Origin of the sequence: [Pantoea] beijingensis (assembly GCF_022647505.1) — a bacterium.
GTDB lineage: Bacteria > Pseudomonadota > Gammaproteobacteria > Enterobacterales > Enterobacteriaceae > Erwinia > Erwinia beijingensis.
On record NZ_CP071409.1, the window covers coordinates 3,034,503 to 3,055,747 of the forward strand.

19 protein-coding genes are annotated in these 21,245 nt (G+C 49.8%); 8 read left to right on the forward strand and 11 right to left on the reverse strand.

The annotated features are described in order from the left end of the window. Window positions 1–84 precede the first annotated feature (84 nt). Window positions 85–1,194 (forward strand): porin OmpC, encoded by a 1,110-nt coding sequence (gene ompC / locus J1C60_RS13825; RefSeq protein ID WP_128176700.1) that lies wholly within the window; start codon window positions 85–87, stop codon window positions 1,192–1,194. Between the two features lie 59 nt (window positions 1,195–1,253). On the opposite strand, the gene crl is transcribed toward ompC, so the two are convergent. From crl to gpt, 3 genes are all read right to left on the reverse strand, one after another. Further along, a complete protein-coding gene (gene crl / locus J1C60_RS13830; RefSeq protein ID WP_128176698.1) occupies window positions 1,254–1,655 on the reverse strand; it encodes a sigma factor-binding protein Crl in 402 nt (133 codons plus the stop codon). Between the two features lie 115 nt (window positions 1,656–1,770). Continuing rightward, a complete protein-coding gene (gene frsA / locus J1C60_RS13835) occupies window positions 1,771–3,018 on the reverse strand; it encodes an esterase FrsA (protein ID WP_128176696.1) in 1,248 nt (415 codons plus the stop codon). A 137-nt stretch (window positions 3,019–3,155) separates the two neighbouring features. Further along, a complete protein-coding gene (gene gpt / locus J1C60_RS13840; RefSeq protein WP_128176694.1) occupies window positions 3,156–3,614 on the reverse strand; it encodes a xanthine phosphoribosyltransferase in 459 nt (152 codons plus the stop codon). A 252-nt stretch (window positions 3,615–3,866) separates the two neighbouring features. On the opposite strand from gpt, the gene pepD reads away from it, so the two are divergent. Continuing rightward, window positions 3,867–5,324, forward strand: a complete 1,458-nt coding sequence (gene pepD / locus J1C60_RS13845; protein WP_128176692.1) for a beta-Ala-His dipeptidase — start codon at window positions 3,867–3,869, stop codon at window positions 5,322–5,324. Window positions 5,325–5,414: 90 nt separating this feature from the next. Here pepD and dinB read toward each other — a convergent pair whose 3' ends face one another. After that, a complete protein-coding gene (dinB, locus tag J1C60_RS13850; RefSeq protein WP_128176690.1) occupies window positions 5,415–6,470 on the reverse strand; it encodes a DNA polymerase IV in 1,056 nt (351 codons plus the stop codon). A gap of 365 nt (window positions 6,471–6,835) precedes the next feature. On the opposite strand from dinB, the gene dpaA reads away from it, so the two are divergent. Then, on the forward strand, window positions 6,836–7,582 hold the full coding sequence (gene dpaA / locus J1C60_RS13855) for a peptidoglycan meso-diaminopimelic acid protein amidase (protein ID WP_128176688.1): 747 nt from the start codon (window positions 6,836–6,838) through the stop codon (window positions 7,580–7,582). On the opposite strand, the gene J1C60_RS13860 is transcribed toward dpaA, so the two are convergent. Both J1C60_RS13860 and lpcA read right to left on the reverse strand, forming a co-directional pair. Continuing rightward, window positions 7,541–8,320 carry a class II glutamine amidotransferase gene (locus tag J1C60_RS13860; protein ID WP_128176686.1) on the reverse strand — a complete coding sequence of 260 codons (780 nt, stop codon included), beginning with the start codon at window positions 8,318–8,320 and terminating at the stop codon, window positions 7,541–7,543. The two genes, dpaA and J1C60_RS13860, sit on opposite strands and share 42 nt — an antisense overlap. Before the next feature lie 92 nt (window positions 8,321–8,412). Next, window positions 8,413–8,991, reverse strand: coding sequence for a D-sedoheptulose 7-phosphate isomerase (lpcA, locus tag J1C60_RS13865; protein ID WP_128176684.1), 579 nt, complete (start codon window positions 8,989–8,991; stop codon window positions 8,413–8,415). Window positions 8,992–9,219: 228 nt separating this feature from the next. Here lpcA and fadE point away from each other — a divergent pair, with 228 nt between their 5' ends. Then, window positions 9,220–11,664, forward strand: coding sequence for an acyl-CoA dehydrogenase FadE (gene fadE, locus J1C60_RS13870; RefSeq protein WP_128176682.1), 2,445 nt, complete (start codon window positions 9,220–9,222; stop codon window positions 11,662–11,664). 57 nt (window positions 11,665–11,721) lie between these two features. Here the strand turns inward: fadE and mtnK are convergent, their stop codons facing one another. Continuing rightward, a complete protein-coding gene (mtnK, locus tag J1C60_RS13875; RefSeq protein ID WP_128176680.1) occupies window positions 11,722–12,921 on the reverse strand; it encodes an S-methyl-5-thioribose kinase in 1,200 nt (399 codons plus the stop codon). A 108-nt stretch (window positions 12,922–13,029) separates the two neighbouring features. Here mtnK and mtnA point away from each other — a divergent pair, with 108 nt between their 5' ends. Further along, window positions 13,030–14,064, forward strand: a complete 1,035-nt coding sequence (mtnA, locus tag J1C60_RS13880) for an S-methyl-5-thioribose-1-phosphate isomerase (protein WP_128176678.1) — start codon at window positions 13,030–13,032, stop codon at window positions 14,062–14,064. 110 nt (window positions 14,065–14,174) lie between these two features. Here mtnA and J1C60_RS13885 read toward each other — a convergent pair whose 3' ends face one another. The 4 genes from J1C60_RS13885 to J1C60_RS13900 form a co-directional block, all read right to left on the reverse strand. Next, complete coding sequence (locus J1C60_RS13885) at window positions 14,175–14,717, reverse strand: 1,2-dihydroxy-3-keto-5-methylthiopentene dioxygenase (RefSeq protein ID WP_128176676.1); 543 nt, start codon at window positions 14,715–14,717, stop codon at window positions 14,175–14,177. Beyond that, a complete protein-coding gene (mtnC, locus tag J1C60_RS13890; RefSeq protein WP_128176675.1) occupies window positions 14,714–15,403 on the reverse strand; it encodes an acireductone synthase in 690 nt (229 codons plus the stop codon). Before mtnC ends, J1C60_RS13885 begins: the two co-directional genes overlap by 4 nt. Next, window positions 15,400–16,014 carry a methylthioribulose 1-phosphate dehydratase gene (locus J1C60_RS13895; protein ID WP_128176673.1) on the reverse strand — a complete coding sequence of 205 codons (615 nt, stop codon included), beginning with the start codon at window positions 16,012–16,014 and terminating at the stop codon, window positions 15,400–15,402. Before J1C60_RS13895 ends, mtnC begins: the two co-directional genes overlap by 4 nt. Before the next feature lie 370 nt (window positions 16,015–16,384). Continuing rightward, window positions 16,385–17,959 carry a phytoene desaturase family protein gene (locus J1C60_RS13900; protein WP_128176671.1) on the reverse strand — a complete coding sequence of 525 codons (1,575 nt, stop codon included), beginning with the start codon at window positions 17,957–17,959 and terminating at the stop codon, window positions 16,385–16,387. A gap of 667 nt (window positions 17,960–18,626) precedes the next feature. On the opposite strand from J1C60_RS13900, the gene J1C60_RS13905 reads away from it, so the two are divergent. The 3 genes from J1C60_RS13905 to J1C60_RS13915 are packed head-to-tail and all read left to right on the forward strand — an operon-like array spanning window position 18,627 to window position 21,227. Then, complete coding sequence (locus tag J1C60_RS13905; RefSeq protein ID WP_128176669.1) at window positions 18,627–19,787, forward strand: pyridoxal phosphate-dependent aminotransferase; 1,161 nt, start codon at window positions 18,627–18,629, stop codon at window positions 19,785–19,787. Beyond that, complete coding sequence (locus tag J1C60_RS13910) at window positions 19,775–20,551, forward strand: amidohydrolase (protein ID WP_128176667.1); 777 nt, start codon at window positions 19,775–19,777, stop codon at window positions 20,549–20,551. The genes J1C60_RS13905 and J1C60_RS13910 overlap by 13 nt, the downstream gene beginning before the upstream one ends. A gap of 49 nt (window positions 20,552–20,600) precedes the next feature. Next, window positions 20,601–21,227, forward strand: coding sequence for a DsbA family protein (locus tag J1C60_RS13915; RefSeq protein WP_128176665.1), 627 nt, complete (start codon window positions 20,601–20,603; stop codon window positions 21,225–21,227). Window positions 21,228–21,245: the final 18 nt, after the last annotated feature.

Consider the following 21,245-nt stretch of genomic DNA (forward strand, 5'->3'; position numbering starts at 1 on the left):
TTCATCGCCAACGGGTAAAACGTTCGTGCAATTAGAACAGCAACCGTGGCAATACTGACGTTTACTCATTCGGGATAATAACAAATGAAGAAGAGCGCTCTGGCAATTTTAACCGCTGCACTGGCTTTATCCGCAACGGCACATGCAGCAGAAATTTATAATAAAGACGGTAATAAGCTGGACCTCTATGGCAAAGTCAAAGCTCAACATTATATGAGTGATAACGACAGCGCTAATGGCGATCAGTCTTATATCCGTATCGGCTTTAAAGGCCAGACACAAATTAACGACCTGATTACCGGTTACGGCCAGTGGGAATATCATGTTCCAGTGAACAATGCCGAAAGCGAAGGAACTAAAAGCACCCGTACCCGTTTGGGCTTTGCGGGTCTGAAGTTCGGTGACTACGGCTCTTTCGATTACGGTCGCAACTACGGCGTACTGTATGACGTTGAGGCAATCACCGACGTGTTCCCTGAGTTTGGTGGTGACGGTACCGCACGCGCTGACAACTTTATGACCCTGCGTTCTTCCGGTGTTGCAACCTACCGTAACAACAATTTCTTCGGTCTGGTTGATAACTTGAAATTTGCCCTGCAATACCAGGGTAAAAATGACTCGAATAGCATTAATGGTCGTTCGGATGTTCTGCGTCAGAATGGTGATGGATACGGCGGCTCACTGAGCTACGGTATCGCAGATACTGGCGTCAGCATCATCGGTGCCTATACCAGTTCTGACCGTACCGACAGCCAGCAGCGCTCCGCCTTTGGGCACGGCGACAAAGCTGACTCGTGGGGAACAGGCCTGAAATACGATGCTAATAGCGTGTATTTGGCAGCGATCTATACCGAAACGCGTAATATGACGCCAATCACTGGCACATCACGTCTGACCGGTGATGCGGTTAGCGGAAGCGCGAATAAGACACAAAACATTGAGTTGGTCGCACAGTACCAGTTTGACTGGGGTCTGCGTCCATCACTGGGTTATGTGCAAACCAAAGGTAAGGATATTGAAGGCGGTATTGGCGACGTGGATTTAGTAAAATATATCGACGTAGCAACAACCTACTACTTCAATAAAAATATGTCGACTTACGTCGATTATAAAATCAACCGTCTGAGCGATGATAACAAACTGTCACTGAATAGCGACGATGTGGTCTCGTTAGGTCTGGTCTATCAGTTCTGATATTCAATCGGGGTGGGTAATGCCCACCCCGATTCTCTTCTCAATAATGCAATACCCGTTTAAACCGTTAACTGTACGGGCCGATCTTCGAAATCTTCTGCCGGAAATAATCCCAACTCCATCTCCTCCAGTAACGCCTTTAAACGCTCGTGAAAATTACGCAGTGTTTCTTCCAGCTTTTGGTTATTCTCTTTCCCTTTAATCGCGGTTGGCTGCCAGTGGCCTTCTTTATCATACAAGCCGAAATAATATTCGTAGGTAAAGCGATCGGCGTGCGCTTCTAACTCCATCCACCACCCCCAAAATTCACGGGCTTCAGGTGCAGGTTTTACATTGACGCATACGGCAAGGCAATCGAAGAAGAAACGTTCATTTTCACATTTGTTCTCACGGATGTAAGGGCCAAGAGACCCAAAACGCTTCATTAATCGACTCTTCGGATGTCCACTCGGTAACGTCATGTTTTAACCTCATTTAATAAGTTTTTACGCTAAATCATTCGGATTGCCAGCCACATAGCCAACAGAAGTACAATTTTGAGTATGATGGGTATAGCAAACTATTGAAAAATAGCAACTACTGGCGCAGACGTTTCTCCAGCCAGTCACAAATTCGATTAAGCCCTTGGTCAAAATTTTTCATCACCGGAGAAAAAGCGATAGGCAGTAGTTTGCCATCCGCAGATGAATTAACGATAAGGCGCGAATCGTCTTCCGGACTAAACGGATCGTTGTGCCAGAAGCCTGACAGCATAGGTGTCGGCGTCCGCCGTCCCAGCAGCCCCTGCATTTTTAGTGAGTAGCGGCTGAGCTCGGTACGCAGCGCAGAATCCTCTGCCTGTGACATTCCGAGGCGGCTGGCAAGCACATCCATATACATATCCGGCACGCCGTCCTGCCGTTCCCGTTCGACCAGCAAGCTATGCACCACAGGACCAAGACAGGCAATAGCACGCAGGCGCGGAGCTTCAAGGTAAGCTAACCGCACGGCTACATTGGCACCAAATCGGAAGCCGAAAGCCGCAACCCGGGTATGATCCACCCACGGAACATTTTCCAGCCCGCGCAGAACCTGCTGATGTAGAAAGCTGGAGTCCGGCGTAAGTTTGCAGCGCGAAGAGAAGCCTACGGAGGGTATATCAATAGTCAGCATTGCAATGCCGCGCGGCGCAAGATAGTCACGGTAAAAATGATAATAATCACTTTGCAGCGTATCCAGACCACCGCACATCAGGACGGTAGCATAAGGAGCCTGATGCTCTTTCGGCATATGTAAAAAACCAAAAATAGGGCTTCCGTCAGGTATCGCAAACTCCAGTTCTTTCAGTTCGGAGTCAAGATAGGGTACGGCTTCTTCATAAGCCCGATTCGCCAGTGTTTGCGCCTGTTCTGCCAGTTCATCGCCTTTAATGTGCGGATAGGAAGCCAGGCTATAGAGATTGGCGGCATGGAGCCAGCACTCCCCCGCTGTCGCATTATCCTTTGCCTCTGCGGCTTTCTGCTGCCAGAGCATCGCCTGTTTTGACCACTCATAAATCCAGTTACCACTACGATAGCCAATCACCGTATCTAGTAGCCCGCGAGTCGTTCGTTCAACGTCGCTCACCGCGATCCGGGCCAATACTTCGATAATTTCCTGCGGTGGCAGGCCACGCCAGCTCCACATAAGACGATTAAGCATACGGTACCAGACCGAGTAATTTTCTCCGTCGAGAGTGGACTGCACGTTACGTGTGGGATAGTGGCGGCGTTTAACCAGTGAGGAGGTTTCAGGATGCTTAAAACGAGGCTTGAACAGCTCCTCGCTGAGATTTTTCGATGTCATGGTAAGGCTTCCTTCCGGCGCGACATAGCGAAAGGTCAGTCTATCGCAGTAGCCGCAAGAGCGCGACCCGCAGAAACAACAATGCCCGGGAAAACCGGGCATGGGTAAAGATATTGTTCAATCGTTACGGTAAACGTTTAGCTCTTAACGATAGGCGGGACATACACAACGCCCATATCCCACGGCTGCTCAATCCAGGTGTTCTGCGGAATATCCACCACATAATCATCTACCAGCGGGCGGCCTGCAGGTTTTGCAAAAATCGTTACAAAACGCGCTTTCGGATACATATCCCGAATAGCCTGCGCGGTGCCGCCAGTATCCACCAGGTCATCAATGACGATGAAACCTTCGCCGTCACCTTCTGCACGCTTCAGTACCTTCATCTCACGCTGATTATCGTGGTCATAACTGGAGATGCACACGGTATCCACGTAACGGATATTGAGTTCGCGCGCCAGCAAGGAAGCGGGAACCAGACCACCGCGACTCACCGCGATAATGCCTTTCCATTGTTCGACTGGAAGTAGGCGCTGGGCCAGTTTACGGGCATGAATTTGTAACATATCCCAGGTGACGACGTATTTTTCACTCATAAAGGCATCCCGACCAACAATTTTGGCTTAAATATATGCAATGGGAAAAGGTTGCGCGAGATTATAAGGATCTGAAGCGGTAAAAACCAGCATCCGGAACCTCGGTTGCAGGTTTTTACCGCGGCGGGTTGCACACGCTGCGTTAAAGGGTGGTATTCTTTGCCTGGCTCGCTGGATTTAGCGACGGCGATCTTTTAACTGGAAACTATGCGACGCACCGGCCTGACCGGTTGCCGAAACAGGAGACTTATTGTGTCTGAACTGTCTCAATTATCACCACAGCCGCTGTGGGATATTTTTGCCAAAATATGCTCAATCCCACATCCTTCTTACCATGAAGAAGCGCTGGCCGAACACATTCTTTCCTGGGCCAAAGAGAAAGGTTTCTGGGTCGATCGCGACAATGTCGGTAATATTCTTATCCGTAAACCCGCGACCCCGGGCATGGAAAACCGCAAACCTGTCGCGCTGCAGGCCCACCTTGATATGGTGCCGCAGAAAAATAATGATACGGTCCACGATTTTACCAAAGATCCGATTCAACCCTGGGTTGATGGTGATTGGGTAAAAGCACGCGGTACCACGCTGGGGGCTGATAACGGTATCGGCATGGCCTCCGCCCTGGCAGTACTGGCCGACGAAAGCGTCGAGCATGGCCCACTTGAAGTGCTGCTGACCATGACCGAAGAAGCCGGTATGGATGGTGCATTTGGCCTGCAGGCTGGCTGGTTACAAGCAGATATCCTGATCAACACCGACTCCGAAGAGGAAGGTGAAATCTATATGGGCTGCGCAGGCGGCATCGATTTCATCACCACATTACCGGTTGAACGTGAAGCTGTCCCAACCGGTTTTGAAACGCTTAAGCTAACGATTAAAGGGCTGAAAGGCGGACATTCCGGTTGCGACATTCACGTTGGGCTGGGTAACGCCAACAAATTGCTGGCGCGCTTTCTCGCCGCGCATGTGAAAGATCTGGATGTGCGTCTGATCGATTTTACCGGCGGGACGCTGCGCAATGCCATTCCGCGTGAAGCCTTTGCAACGCTTGCCGTTGCAGTCGAACAGATTGATGCGCTGAAGGCCGCTGCAACGGGCTATCTGGCAACGCTGCAGAACGAGCTAAGCGCAAAAGAGAAGAATCTCAATGTGCTGATTGAGCCGGTAGCCAACGACGTACAGGCGCTGACCAATAGCAGCCGCGATCGCTTTTTGGCCCTGCTGAACAGTACGCCAAATGGGGTTATCCGCAATTCAGACGTGATGAAAGGTGTGGTTGAAACTTCACTGAACGTTGGCGTGGTTTCCCTCAAAGAAACCGAAGCAGAAATTATCTGCCTGATTCGCTCACTGATCGATAGCGGTAAAGATTACGTCGTTGAGATGCTGGTATCTTTGGGTACACTGGCCGGTGCGAAAACCGCACCAAAAGGTGGCTACCCTGGCTGGCAGCCAGATGCAACGTCGCCAGTGATGGCCTTGGTACGTGAAACCTACGAGAAGTTATTCAATAAAACACCTAATATTCAGGTGATTCACGCAGGTCTGGAGTGTGGTTTATTTAAGAAGCCTTACCCGGAAATGGATATGGTTTCTATCGGCCCAACCATCACTGGTCCGCACTCACCTGATGAGCAGGTACATATAGAGAGCGTTGGCCTGTACTGGAAACTGCTGACCGCGCTGCTAAAAGCGATTCCAGTCCGTTAATCCCCTTTCGCGCTCCAGTCGCGCGTTTTTTTGCAATTCGTATCGCAGAAAAGAGCATGGTATCAGGTATCCAGGATGGTAGCCTGACCGTTACAGCGCCAGTAAAAACTGGCGTTCAAGCTGGGGAGGCAACAGCGTAACATGAAGTCCCACTAATCTGACACCACGTCCGCCACGGCGCTCGTCCCATGTTTTTCTTGCCACGGCAATCAAATCATCCTTATTCAATATTGGCCAGACATGTTCCTGAGTCGTGAGCTGAAAATCATTAAATTTGAGTTTTACGCCCTGCCGGGCAATATGCCGATCCGGCTTGATCGCCGTCAGCCGACGTTCCAGTTCATCATACAAATAATCAATAATCGTCAGGCATTGTTCCCAGCTGTGTATATCTTCGGAAAGCGTACGTTCAACACCCAGTGATTTGCGTAGTCGCTCGGTGTTCACCTGCCGCTCATCAATGCCGTTGCTACGTTCCCATAACACCCGTCCAAATTTGCCAAAACGTTTAAGTAGCGCGATAAGGTCGCTCTTTTGTACGTCTGCACAGGTATAAAGCCCCAGTTCTTCCAGTTTTTTTGCCGTCACCTTGCCGACGCCAGGGATCTTTGCCAGCGGCAGCGTCAGCAGGAAAACGGACATCTCCTCAGGCGTGATCACAAACTGACCATTGGGTTTATTCAAATCAGAAGCAATTTTAGCCAGAAACTTTATTGGCGCGACGCCGGCTGAAGCCGTCAAATTAAGTTCCCGATGAATAGTTTCACGAATCTCGCGCGCCATAAGTGTTGCAGAACCGTAACAATGCGGGCTTTCGGTCACATCGAGGTATGCTTCATCCAGCGAAAGTGGTTCAATTAATGAGGTATAGCGCGAGAAAATCTCCCGGATATGACGAGACGCTTCTTTATAAGCGTCAAACCGACCGGGAATAACCTTAAGGTGCGGGCAGAGTTTTAGCGCCATTGCGGTCGACATCGCGCTGTGTACACCGTACTTTCGCGCCGGATAGTTAGCCGTGCTAATCACCCCACGCTGCTGCTGGCTACCGCCAATAGCAATAGGGATATCGCGCAGGCTGGGATCGTCGCGCATTTCAACCGCTGCGAAAAAGCAGTCCATATCAACATGAATGATTTTACGCATATCCCCTCCGAAGGCACTGTATAAGTATACAGCAAAAGGCAGCGAATTCAATATCTGCACGCGTGACAAAACAGGGTAGCAGACAAAGAGAATCAGGCGGATTGAAGGGGATTTTTAACGATCAGCTTGATAAAAAAATAGACAATGTTAATGTTGCGCTGCGATAGCGGAATTTTCCGATAATGCAAGCGACAGACGTGCTCTCACGAATGCAGTTAAAGGTGTGACCGGCCAGCAAAAGAACGCTTTCCCCGCCGTTCGGCAGGTCCGGATTTCACGGGTAAGCTAACGATGCGAACGGCCACCCATCCGCATTCGAAAAAATAGCCGTTGCACTTAAACCCCTCTATTTCAAGGGAATCAGAATGGTCAAAATCGCACTGTTTTTTGCGATGATTTTTCTGCCAGCCGTTAGCATGGCCAGCATGCCTGAACCTGTTCAGCCACTGGCGCCGGTAAGCAAAGAGTTAAAGAAACAATTAATTGGCACGCCCGTTTATCTACAGATATTCAAAGAAGAACGCACGCTTGAGCTATATGGCAAAATCGGCAATGAATATCGCTTGCTGGATAGTTATCGTATCTGCAATTTTTCCGGCGGCCTTGGTCCAAAACGTCGTCAGGGAGACTTTAAGAGCCCCGAGGGGTTCTACACCGTCACCCAGAACCAGTTGAAGCCTGACAGTCGTTTTTATCGCGCAATCAATATTGGTTTTCCCAACCAATACGATCGTGAACAGGGCTACGATGGCAAATATTTAATGATCCACGGTGACTGCGTGTCCATTGGCTGTTACGCCATGACCAATACCTATATGGATGAGATATTTAACTTCGTCAATGCAGCGCTGCGTAATGGTCAGCCGGAAGTGAATGTCAGTATTTATCCCTTCCGTATGACCGACGCCAATATGCAACGGCACCGTAATTCAACCGATGCCAATTTCTGGAAGCAACTGCAGCCCGGCTATGCATGGTTTGCACAATACCACCAGCCGCCTACTGTGAGCGTAAACTCAGGCCGCTACGTATTGAATAACAGCTCCTCGCTGATGAACAGCAGCACCCGCTCATCCTCGAGTTCCTTCTTCGCGCTCTCCCAGACAAAATAGTACCCATTCGCCGGGTTCAATTTTGTGCCAGGTTTCGTTACCGGTTAAGGGTTGGGTGGCAATAACGGTGACCACGTCGTTAGGCGTGGTCTGTTTCTGAAAATCAATCTCCACATCCTGATCGAGCAATTTAGCTTTGCCAAAAGGTGCGCGGCGGGTGATCCAAAACAGATTCGTCGAGCAGAACGCCATCAGATAACGCCCGTCCGACAACAACATATTAAATACCCCTTTCTGCCGCAACTCCGCTGCCAATTCCGCAATGTAACGAAAAACAGCAGGCCAGTTTCCCGGCGTGCGCGGATAGCGGGTAGTCAGCTTATGCAGCAACCAGCAAAACGCTTTTTCGCTATCCGTTTCCCCTATCGGGCGAAATGCCCCGGTATCCAGATGACGATAGCCTTTTAACTGACCATTATGCGCATAAGTCCAGTTGCGTCCCCACACTTCGCGAGTGAAAGGATGGGTGTTCTCCAGTGACACTTCACCCCGGTTTGCCTGGCGGATATGTGCCACAACCGAATGGGATTTGATGGGATATTCCTGCACTAAGCGTGCAATCGGCGAGTTAAAACTGGGTTGTGGATCTTTAAACGTGCGGCATCCCTTACCCTCATAGAAAGTGATGCCCCAGCCATCTTTATGCGGCCCTGTTCCTCCGCCACGTTGTACCAGCCCGGTAAAGCTAAAGCAGATATCCGTTGGGACGTTTGCGCTCATCCCGAGCAATTCGCACATCGTTTTACCTCTGAAATTGACTGCTTATTTGGCGCCGCACCACGTTCTGCCCGGGGTTATCCCGGGCGACAAACAACGTCATTATCCCGCGGTTACTTAACCATCTCTTTTTCAATTAGCAGCATCAGGATATGGATGACTTTAATGTGGATCTCCTGAATGCGATCGGCATAACCAAAATGCGGTACACGAATTTCAATATCTGCCATACCTGCCATTTTGCCACCATCTTTGCCGGTCAGGGTAATAACTTTCATCCCCTTCGCACGCGCGGCTTCTACCGCTTTCATAATATTGGCGGAATTGCCTGAGGTGGAGAGCCCTAATAGCACATCACCCTCAAAGCCCACGGCCTCAATATAGCGAGAAAAGACGTAATCGTAGCCAAAATCATTGCTGACGCAGGAAAGATGACTGACATCTGAAATCGCAATCGCCGGATAGCCAGGGCGATTTTCACGATAGCGTCCGGTCAATTCCTCGGCAAAATGCATCGCATCGCAGTGTGACCCACCGTTACCGCAAGAAAGCACCTTACCGCCCGCTTTGAAAGCGTCGGCCAGCAGCACTGCCGCGCGTTGAATAGCATGAATGTTGGCTTCATCGCTCAGAAATTTATTTAGCGTCTCTGCGGCTTCGTTTAGCTCCGAACGAATAATATCCTGGTACATAGGGATGTCCTTTGGATGAGAGGAAAGTCATCGCTAAGTTTACCGGAATGGGCATTAGCCGAAAAGCATCGTTCACACCGCACCCGATCTTTGACTTTTACTGCTGCGGGATTGTGAGCCACGTTGTAATTATTATGTAAACACATTGCTAAGAACCTTCATCTGTTTTAAACATGGATCATTGGTTTAAACAGGTCAGACCTCTTACAACCTACGGAGCGGTTAATTATGATGGTTCTCAGTATTATCGCGACGCTTGTACTGTTCGGCGCACTCTTTTACCACCGGGTCGGTCTGCTGCTCAGCAGTATTATCCTGCTGGCCTGGACTGCCGCGATGGCAATGCTGTCACTCTGGACGCCATGGTTACTGATACCACTGGCGATTATTCTGCTACCGTTTAATTTTTTGCCAATGCGTCGTGCACTGTTCGCGAAACCTGCGTTTCATACTTTTCAAAAAGTGATGCCGCCAATGTCACGTACCGAAAAAGAGGCAATAGACGCCGGTACAACCTGGTGGGAAGGCGAGTTATTCCGCGGCAATCCTGACTGGAAAATGCTGCATCACTATCCTCAACCGCGACTGAGCGAGGCTGAGCAGGCATTTATTGACGGTCCGGTGGAGGAGGCCTGTCGGATGGCGAATGATTTCCAAATCTCTCATGAAATGGCCGATCTGCCGCCAGAGCTTTGGGCTTTATTGAAAGAGCATCGTTTTTTCGCCATGATCATTAAGAAAGAGTATGGCGGGCTTGAGTTTTCGGCGTATGCACAAGCATGTGTGCTGCAAAAGCTTGCGGGCGTTTCCGGTATTCTGGCTATTACTGTCGGCGTCCCAAACTCTCTGGGCCCGGGAGAATTACTGCAACACTACGGAACAAATGAGCAAAAAGATCACTATTTACCGCGCCTGGCACGCGGCGAAGAGATCCCCTGCTTTGCCCTTACCAGTCCGGAAGCCGGTTCTGATGCGGGTGCGATTCCCGATACTGGCGTGGTATGCATGGGCGAGTGGCAAGGCGAACAAGTACTGGGCATGCGCCTGACGTGGAACAAACGCTACATTACGCTGGCCCCGATCGCGACCGTGCTGGGTTTGGCTTTTAAGCTATCAGACCCCGAACATCTGTTGGGAGAGACCGTAGAACTGGGTATCACCTGTGCGCTAATCCCTACCCGTACGCCCGGCGTTGAGATTGGTCGCCGGCATTTCCCGCTTAATGTCCCCTTCCAGAACGGCCCAACACGCGGCGAGAATATTTTCGTGCCAATCGATTACATCATTGGCGGACCGAAAATGGCCGGGCAAGGCTGGCGCATGTTAGTGGAATGCCTGTCGGTGGGGCGTGGAATTACACTACCATCCAACTCAACCGGCGGCCTAAAAAGCATTGCGCTAGCGATAGGCGCTTATGCTCACATTCGCCGCCAGTTCAAATTGCCCATCGGAAAAATGGAAGGGATCGAGGAACCGTTGGCACGGATTGCCGGTAACGCTTATGTAATGGACGCGGCAGCATCATTAATTACCTGTGGCATTATGCTGGGTGAGAAACCAGCCGTTCTCTCAGCCATAGTAAAATATCACTGCACCCATCGGGGACAGCGTGCCATCGTTGACGCCATGGATATCGCCGGCGGTAAAGGCATTATGTTGGGCAGCAGTAACTTCCTGGCCCGCGCCTACCAAGGCGCGCCGATTGCCATCACCGTCGAAGGTGCCAACATCCTGACACGCAGCATGATTATCTTTGGTCAGGGTGCTATCCGTTGCCATCCTTATGTTCTGCAGGAAATGGCAGCGGTACAGAGCAACGATGTTAGCGCTTTTGACCGCGCGCTGTTCAGCCATATCGGTCATGTTGGCAGCAATAAGGTACGTAGTCTGTGGCTTGGCCTGACCGGAGGGCGCACCAGTCGTTCCCCTACGCGAGATGCAACCCGACGCTACTACCAGCATTTGAATCGCATCAGTGCCAATCTGGCGCTACTGTCTGATATCTCCATGGCGGTATTGGGGGGAAGTCTGAAACGTCGCGAGCGCATCTCTGCTCGCCTCGGCGATATACTAAGTCAGCTCTACCTGGCCTCAGCGGCACTCAAACGTTATGAGGATGAAGGACGCCATGAAGCGGATCTACCGCTGGTGCACTGGGGCGTGCAGGATGCCCTGAACCAGGCGGAAGTCGCAATGGACGATTTACTGCGGAACTTCCCAAACCGTTTTATCGCAGGGATACTGCGAATCACGATCTTTCCTACTGGCCGTCATTGTCGCGCACCTTCCGATAGCCTTGACCACACGCTGGCGCAAATACTGCAAGCACCCTCAGCTACGCGTACGCGGTTAGGTCGGGGCCAATATCTGACGCCGAGTGAACATAATCCGGCCGGACAGTTGGAGAGCGCATTGCAGGACATTATTGCCGCAGAAGGCATTCACGATCGCCTGTGCCAACAGTTGAAAAAAAATCTGGCTTTTACCCGACTTGACCATCTGGCTACACGCGGCCTTAAAGAAGGATGGATTAACGAAGAGGAGGCAACAATCCTGACTCAAGCGGAAAGCAGCCGCCTGCGCTCAATTAACGTTGACGATTTTGAGGCAGATTCACTGGCAACTCAGCCAGTAAAGACGGTAAAACCACAGCCTGAAATTGAAGCAGCCTAAACCCGCGCGGTCTGAGGCCTGTAAGGCCTGCGTGTTCAATCACGCAGGCCTTAACGATCAGGCACTCTGACGCACTCTCGCGATCAACGCATCGATATTTTCCACATGCTTTGCTGCCAGAATAAGTGAACGCCCCAAAACTATCGCATTACGCAGACATTCGGTACGCATCACCGCATTATCGATTTGCGTCATATCCGCGATCTGAGACATACCGACGGTACGGCGGATCGCTTCCGTGCCGCAAAAACCAATGGTGTCTTGCCAGACCTTCTGCAAAAATGCCGCCGCATAACCAGGATAAGCCAGCGCATGGTCGCGGCTTTTCTCTTTGGCCAGACTCAGAAAGCGTTCGGCAAAGGCGTTCCATAATTCGCGCACATCGGCCAAACGTTGCTCACGCGCATCTGCTGCTTCACGTGGGGACAATAATCCCGGCAGTGCACAATAATTCAGCAACAAATTACCGATCGCCGTTCCTACGTCAAAACCGATAGGGCCATAAAAACCGAATTCAGCATCAATGGCCTTCAGGCTGTTCGGTGTCACAAAAACAGAGCCACTATGAATATCACCATGCAGTAGCGCTTCTGCATGCGAGAAAAAATGGTGTTTTAAACCGGCAACGGCAATTTTCAGCTCAGCATCATCACGCAGTTCAGCCGCCTGTTCTTCCAATGCCAAAGGATACGCGTTACGCTCGTGACGCTGGTAAGGGTCGTTAAAAAACAGATCTTCAGTAATCTCACAGAGCTCAGGATTGGTAAAACGGATTACCGATGCTTTTTTTTCGTGTGGATGCTGAAAGAAATCAGAGGTATGAAAGAGCGTTTGCGCCAGGTATTCGCCCAATTGAGAGGCGGCCTGCGGGAAATAGCTGCCTTTTACCAACTCACCCCGCCAGATAGCATGATCGGAAAGATCTTCCATTACCATCACCGCCAATTGAGCATCGTAATGCAAAATCTTTACGGTATGCTGCGGGCAAAAATGGCTATGGACCTGTAATGTTTCGGCCTCAATACGTGCGCGGTCCAGCGTCAATGGCCAGGACTCTCCTACGCAGCGTACATAAGGCAGCGCTTGTTTGACGATGATGCGGCTGTTGCCTGAGAGATCAAAAATTTTGAACACCAGATTCAGATTACCGTCGCCAATTTCCTGCGCACTCACCAGAGAGGACGGATCGTCCAATCCGCCGAATTGCCGGGCATAATCCACCGCATCTGCGGCAGTGAACGTATGATATTGCGACATTGCTCTGTTCCTCATCAAAATCGGTAAAATAAGCCGTTCAGACGTCTATACATCCGTTTTGCATGTTGGCACACTATCCCACATTAACGCAACATGGATTTAACGCATATGCAGACACTCAGCACCACCAGCTTGCAAGTTCGCGATAATCAATTGTGGATCCTTGACCAGCAGGCACTCCCGCAGCAAAAAACATGGTGCGTCACGCCCGATGTCGGGACGCTGGTCAGCCATATTAAAGCGTTACGCGTACGCGGCGCCCCGCTTATTGGCCTTTCGGCCAGTTTATTGCTGGCACTGCTGGCAGAGGGAGGGATGCCCCGTAACCAGCTGGCCGAATCGCTTGAGGTGCTGCGCGCTGCGCGTCCTACGGCGGTAAACCTGATGAATAACCTCGATCGGATGAAGCTGGCTCTGACCCAGGAAAATTTTGTTACCGCCCTCACCTTTGAAGCTCTACGTCTGGTAGAAGAAGATAAAACGCTATGCGACAGCATTGCCGAGGCGGGTAGCGCACTGGTTAAACCCGGCAGCCGTTTACTGACGCACTGTAATACCGGCGGCTTAGCCACTGCAGGCGTGGGTACCGCACTTGGCGTAATTGTACGCGCGCACCAACAGGGCAAGGTTAGCCACGTATGGGTTGATGAAACCCGTCCTTTATTACAGGGAGGGCGCCTCACTGCATGGGAGCTTGGTGAACGCTGTGTGCCTTATCGGCTTATCTGTGATTCGATGGCCGCCAGCCTGATGGGGCAAAAGCAAGTTGATGCCATCTGGGTCGGCGCCGATCGCATCGCTGCGAATGGCGACGTTGCAAATAAAATCGGCACTTATAGTTTGGCCGTGCTGGCGCATTATCACAGGATCCCTTTCTATGTTGCCGCACCCCATACGACGCTTGACGTGCACTGTCCAAACGGTGCAGCCATTCCAATTGAAGAGCGCGATGCCCGCGAAGTTACTGGCGTAGCTGGAAGTTTTGGTGACGTTCAGTGGGCACCGGAGAACGCATCGGTGTTCAATCCGGCGTTTGACGTGACACCCGCTGCACTGATCGCCGGTTGGATTCTGGATACTGGCGTAGTCACGCCTGCACAGGTTGAAGCGGGGATTTTTCAACCATCATCAGCAAACGGCTGATGATGCTCAATAGCCGCAAATTATCATTCATAATGGGGGACTTTACGCCCCCTCTGCTATGGTCGTCAGGGGGAACTCTGACGCAAAAACGAATTTATCAGTATTGCCCATTAAGGTAAGCGTGGATAGGCATCGGCAATATTATCACCCGTAAAATTCGCCACCCAACCCGCAGGATTATCAAAAATACGGATCGCGGTGAAGTTTGGCGCCGAGCCCATATCAAACCAATGTGGAGTACCAGCAGGTACCGAGATCAGATCATTTTTCTCACACAGAATTTGATAGATCTTCTCCTCAAGGTGCAAACAGAATAATCCGGCACCTTCGACAAAAAAGCGCACTTCATCTTCACCATGCGTATGCTCAGACAGGAACTTATCGCGGAGCGCTGCTTTCTGTGGGTTGTCCGGGCGCATACTGATCACATCCCAACTCTGGTAGCCTTTCTCTTCAACCAGGCGGTCGATCGCATGTTGATAGGCGTTAATAACCGTATCGGCATCAGGATTGTTACCCAAATCGCGGTCGGCTTCCCAGCGCTCAAAACGCACGCCTTTCGCATTAAGCTGCTGGCGGATAGCGTCCGCATCCGTACTGTGCCAAATCGACTGGGTTGCTTCACTTTCGGTATAAATTGTCAGTGCGCTCATGAGGAAAACAGCTCCAGGTTAATCTGATCAAAACGGTTTACCTGATGGTGATCGCTTAGCGTATCCCCATCATCGCGTATTAACTGTACGGTATGCCAGCCCGCTTCACGTGCCGCATCCAGTTCCTGGCGGATGTCAGACAAAAACAGCAGCTCGTGGGTTGGCAACCCAATTTCCCGGGCGATATTCTGATAGGCATTCATTTCACGCTTAGCCCCAACGTGCGTATCAAAATAACCGCTAAACAGCGCGGTAATATCACCAGCATTGCTGTAACCAAATAACAGTTTCTGCGCAGCCACCGAACCGGAAGAATAAACGTATAGCGAAATCCCCTGTGATTGCCACAGCGTTAATGCCGGCACTACGTCTGAATACAGGTGACCGGTAAAATCACCGTTAACATAACCATCGTGCCAGACCATTCCCTGTAACGCCTTAAGCGAGGTAGATTTACGATCCTCATCCATAAAACTGAAGAGTCGCACAATCAGCGTGTCAATATCAGCCTGCGGTTGTGCAATCTCCTCACGCAATGACTTAAGCGCAGCAGCGACAAGACTCTGCTGCTGATTCTCACGTACAAAACTGTCCAGATGCTGGCGCGCGTAAGGGAAAAGAACATCGTGCACAAAGCGAATATCGCTGGTCGTGCCTTCAATGTCAGTAACAATCGCCCGGATCATTTCGCCTCCAGTAAACGGCGCTGCATTTCGCAGAGGAATAAAAATTCCAGGCCTTCAAGATGCCGACGCGCTTCGTTGACGTCCTTGCCCCAACAGGTTAGCCCGTGCCCCCGCAGTAAAAAACCATAACGCAGCGGCGAATGCTGAACAAAAGCGTCAATACGCTGTACCAACGCGTCGATATTCTGATCGTTATCAAAAATGGCAATTGGCACACTATCAAGATGAGAGTGTTGTCCTGCGAGCGTTTTCTGCATTTCATACCCCTGCAAAATCAGCGCCTCGCGGTTTTCAACGCGGGAAAGGACCGTGGAGTTCACCGTATGGGTATGCAATACGGCCCCAGCGTGTGGAAACAGACGATAGATTAAGGTATGTAAACCTGTCTCTGCCGAAGGTTTGCGTCCGGAAGGCACGTGGTTGCTGGCAATATCGACCTGGATAAAATCGTCGCGCGTCAGGCTTCCCTTATCTTTACCGGATTCGCTGAGTAAACAATAACGATCATCTTCGCGAATCGACATATTGCCACCGGTTGCCGGCGCCCAGCCTTTCGCACCGATCCAGTGACAGGCATCAACCAGTTGGTCTAACTGCGATAAAACCGTCATACCATTCCTTATTTATCATAGCATTACATAAAGTATGCATTTCATTTAGACGTCTAAGCGTCTTGATTGCCAAATAGTAGCATCGTGTTATATCGAAATGAAGAGCGATTTTTACAGATTAGGTTTCTGAGGGTTTTGAACGCGCCTTTGGGTAAAAATAGCAATTAATGACGCGGGTGGGAGAGGTTCTTACCCTGACGAGGAAAAGATTTCTTATCCTTTATCGCAATAAGAAATCTTTTCAGTTTAGCCCTGCCCTACTTATTTGGCGCTGAATCGACGTGGGTTTCGTTCACGTATCTGGGTAAGACCCAAAGAACTTGCCGACTTGATGCCGCACTACAACTCAAATTATTTAGGGCGTATCTGCTTATTTACCAGCGAGTTTCTTTGCAAGAATGAATCCAGAACCCGCCCCCGTTCCCGCGCCAGGCCACGTTGATGCGCCGCACATATACAGCTGTTTAATGGACGTATTATACCTTGAGTATCCTATCGCTGGACGCAGAAAAAATGATTGATCCGGATGATGGCTACCCGATAAATTATCACCACCCAGAATGTTTGGATTACATCTTTCTAAATCAACAGGTGAGAAAACAGAATATTTTAATATATCGTTTCTTATTCCAGGAGCATACTTTTCAAGGATATCTATTGCCCTGTTTGCGTACTCATCTTTGATATCGTCCCAACAAGTCGCCGTTATTATTCCGGCAGCATCGCCTTTTATTTCGGCTGGCACCACACGTACTTGAATCCAGAGAACATGTTTATCTTCAGGAGCGCGTGTAGGATCAATGGCGGTGGGTTGCCCCACAACAAGTACCGGCTCAACTGGTAATAAACCGTCTTTTGCCTCTGAGTAAGCTTTCGTCATCATCGCCATATCAGGGGCAACATGGACATAAGCAAAATTTCTCAACGCCTCGCCCGCGCTCCACTTAGGTAGGTCACTCATAGCAAGGTGAATCATCATCGTCCCGGGACCGGCACGAAAATTTTTCATACGTTGTGCGAATTTATCCTCTGCCGATAAATGTGGTAATAAATCCTTTATAATAATTTTAGGATTAAGGTTTGCTATAATTGCTTTTGTTCCAAAGAGCTCGGTACCGTCATTGAGTTTTACCCCTTCGGCTTTACCGTTCCTGACCAGAATTTCTGATACAGGAACGCCAGAATAAAGGGTTCCGCCATATTTTTTTATCGCATTAACCATCGCGTTAACGATAGTATTTGCCCCCCCCTTACCAATCACCATACCAAAATTCTGGTTTGCCATTCCTTCTAAGTAAGGGAACAAGGCGCCACCCGGGATATCCGGTGAAAAATCCAGATGCATTCCCCATGTCGCAAGCATGGCTTTTATTTTGGGATGTTCAAACTCAGTATCCAGGTAGTCCCTTGATGAGGAGGTAAAAAGTTTTAATATATTATATAGCCAACTCATCCCTCTCTTTCTAACCGCTTTTACAATTGTTATAAGATTGCGGAATGAGGGTGTTTTATTATTCAGAAGTTCAAATATATAAGGGGCATCTTTCAGAAAATCATCGGCCATAGATATCCATTTCTGGCCATCTCTATGGGAATATTGATTAATACCTTCAACGGTGACATTAATATCTTTGCTCACACCAAGATGGGTATCATCGCGAAATACGGTAGCAAAGCAGTCAGGTGCAGGAACAAAAGAGAGACCACATTCTAATAAAATGTCTTTATGACGAGCAAAGAATGGCGATCCTGCAAACATAGAAATATTCATAGCGGCAAAGTCATGGTGAAACCCTGGTAGAGTGAGTTCCTGCGTTTTTACTGCGCCACCAAATGATTCATTCGCTTCTACTACGGCAACTTTCCAACCGTGGGAGAGTAAATGCACCGCAGCAGCTAGTCCATTATGTCCTCCACCAATAATTATGGCATCAAACTTTTCCATGCTATCCCCTTAGAAATTAATATATAATTTAAGTATATTATCTATACCAATGTATTAAAATAACCCCAGAAAATAATGCATAAAATAATAAAAAATCACTTTAACAGATCGAAAATATAAATATCCTGCATTATTATTAATTGCAAGGTAATGGTAAGTTCAGGCTCCAGAGAATGACTCAAGTATGTAACCAGATAACCAAACACCGCCCATAAACCTGTCGCATAAAGTATGCAGAGTATTATAAATCAAAAAACACTTAATGAATCTTAATGTCTAAATATCGACATACCGGCTAAGAATATTAATAACCGTACTCCTCACTGAGGAAAGACGGAGATTTGCAAATCTTAAGTCAATTGCATTTGCAAAATCAACCTTATTTATTTTTATAAATTTAAGATTTATCTGCATTACTTTTTTCATTATCTTATTATCTATACCTGAAAAAATAGTCACATAATAGGTATGGCTTCTCGTTTCACTGCAAGCGGGTTGCTGGCAACTGTGTCACCGAAGCAGAAATACAGGGCATATATTCTATACAGGATAAGTTGCATTATTATGGCAAGAGTGCGATTTTCAACACGCTTACCTTAGCCGCCCTCGATAAAAGAATAAGCGCAGGGTGTACATCAAAGATACCATCGTCGAAGGTTAATCATTCATGAGTCAGACACCGTTGATTCCCGAGAGCAAATTACCGGCCCTCGGCACCACGATTTTCACGCAGATGAGCGCACTGGCGCAGCAGCATAATGCGATTAATCTCTCTCAGGGGTTTCCTGATTTTAGTGGCCCGGACTATTTGCAGCAGCGTCTTGCATATCACGTCAACCAGGGCGCGAATCAGTATGCGCCAATGACCGGTGTACAACCGCTACGTGATGCGATTGCCGATAAAACTGCCGAACTCTATGGTTATAAGCCCGATGCCAACAGTGATATCACGGTCACGGCGGGCGCCACCGAAGCGCTGTATGCCGCAATTACTGCGCTGGTCCGTCCCGGGGATGAAGTGATCTGCTTTGATCCCAGCTACGACAGCTATGCGCCTGCCGTCACGCTGGCCGGTGGCGTAATGAAACGTATCGCACTACAGCCGCCCGCTTTTCGCGTCGACTGGCAGCAATTCACATCCCTGCTTTCCGCGCGTACGCGCCTGGTCATCCTCAATACGCCGCATAACCCTTCCGCCACCGTGTGGCAGAAAAGTGATTTCGCCGCGCTCTGGCAGGCCATTAATCAGCAGGAAATTTATGTTCTGAGCGATGAGGTGTATGAACATATCTGCTTTGATGCCGCAGGTCACGCCAGCGTACTGGCGCATCCGCAACTCCGTGAACGCGCGATTGCTGTTTCATCGTTCGGTAAAACCTTCCATATGACCGGCTGGAAAGTGGGTTACTGCATCGCACCTGTGGCTCTCACGGCAGAAGTTCGTAAGGTTCATCAGTATTTAACCTTCTCTGTTAATACGCCGGCGCAGCTCGCGATTGCCGATATGCTGCGTGCCGAGCCGCAGCATTATCGCGAGCTTCCTGATTTTTATCGGGCACGGCGCGATCGTCTGGTGCGGGCACTGGCAAAAAGTCGCTTTGAGGTGCTCCCCTGCGAAGGAACCTACTTTCTGCTGGTCGATTACAGCGCAATTTCCGAGCTGGATGATGTCAGTTTCTGTCAGTGGCTGACGAAAGAAGTCGGCGTTGCCGCGATCCCTCTCTCCGTATTTTGCGAGGATCCGTTCCCCCATAAATTGATTCGGCTGTGTTTCGCTAAGCAGGAAGCCACGCTGGATGCCGCTGCGGAGAAACTATGTCAACTTTAAAGCTGAGCGTGCTGCAGCAGCCGCTGGTCTGGATGGACGGTGAAGCTAACCTGCGCTTTTTTGATACGCAGTTGGCAGAGATCCGCGCGCGTGACCTCATTCTGCTACCGGAGATGTTTACCACCGGATTTGCGATGGAAGCGGCCCAACGATCTCTGCCGCAAGAGCAGGTTGTGGAATGGCTTCATCAGCATGCACAGGCAACCAACGCCATGATCGGCGGCAGCGCAGCGATTCAGACCGATAGCGGCGCAGTGAACCGGTTTTTACTGGTTGAACCGGATGGCACATGTCATTTCTATGATAAGCGCCATCTGTTCCGCATGGCGGATGAGCATCATCATTATCAGGCGGGTCAGGCGCGTAAAATTATCGCGTGGCGCGGCTGGCGCATCCTGCCGCAGATCTGCTACGACCTGCGCTTTCCGGTGTTTTCACGTAACCAAAATGATTACGATCTGGCGCTCTACGTGGCGAACTGGCCCGCACCGCGCGCGATGCACTGGCAGGCACTGCTGCTGGCACGTGCCATTGAAAACCAGGCCTATGTTGCAGGCTGCAATCGCATCGGGCGCGATGGTAACAACCATGATTACAGCGGTGACAGCCGGATCATTAGCCCTCAGGGGGAGATGCTGGCCGTTGGCGAACCCCACCAGCCGGCGCGCCTCGATGCCACGCTTTCACTGGATATGTTGCGCGAATATCGGGAGCGCTTTCCTGCATGGCGGGATGCGGACACTTTTAGCTATCGAACAGAGTAAAAGAAGGTTTTAGCCAGATGCAGCTCATTTTACCAATCAGGATAAACTCATGAAAAAAATTTCGTTATCACTTGCTTGTTTATTCTTTCTGGCCCAGCCAAGCCTGGCAAATAATCCGGAGCAGGGGAAACAATATATAGTCATGAACACTCCGGTGACCAATGCACCGATGGTGGTAGAATTCTTCTCTTTTTACTGTCCACCCTGCCGGAAGTTTATGGAGGACTACCGGGTGGGAGACAGTGTTGATAAAGTACTCCCGAACAACACACGAACCGATAAAATCCATGTTAGCGAGATGGGGCCGCTGGGACGGGCACTGACCGAAGCATGGTCTGCGGCTAAACTGCTTGGCGTGGAAAACCAGGTGCAGGGGCCGCTGTTTGCAGCACTTCAGGACTCGCACACGGTAAATAACGCCAGCGATATTCGCCAGGTTTTTGTCAATGCCGGTATTTCGGCCAAAAGTTATGATGCCGCTATCAACAGCTTTGCGGTAAAAAACCTAACCCTGAAGCAAATTCAGGCAGTTAAGGACTTTGGCGTTACTGGAACGCCTGCCGTCTTCGTTAATGGGCGCTATATGGTACGTCTAAATGGATTTAACTCCACTTCCCCCCAGGGCTATGCGATGGATTTTGCCAGCACAGTCCAGTATCTGATTGTGAAAAAATAGGCATGTATATTACTCAAT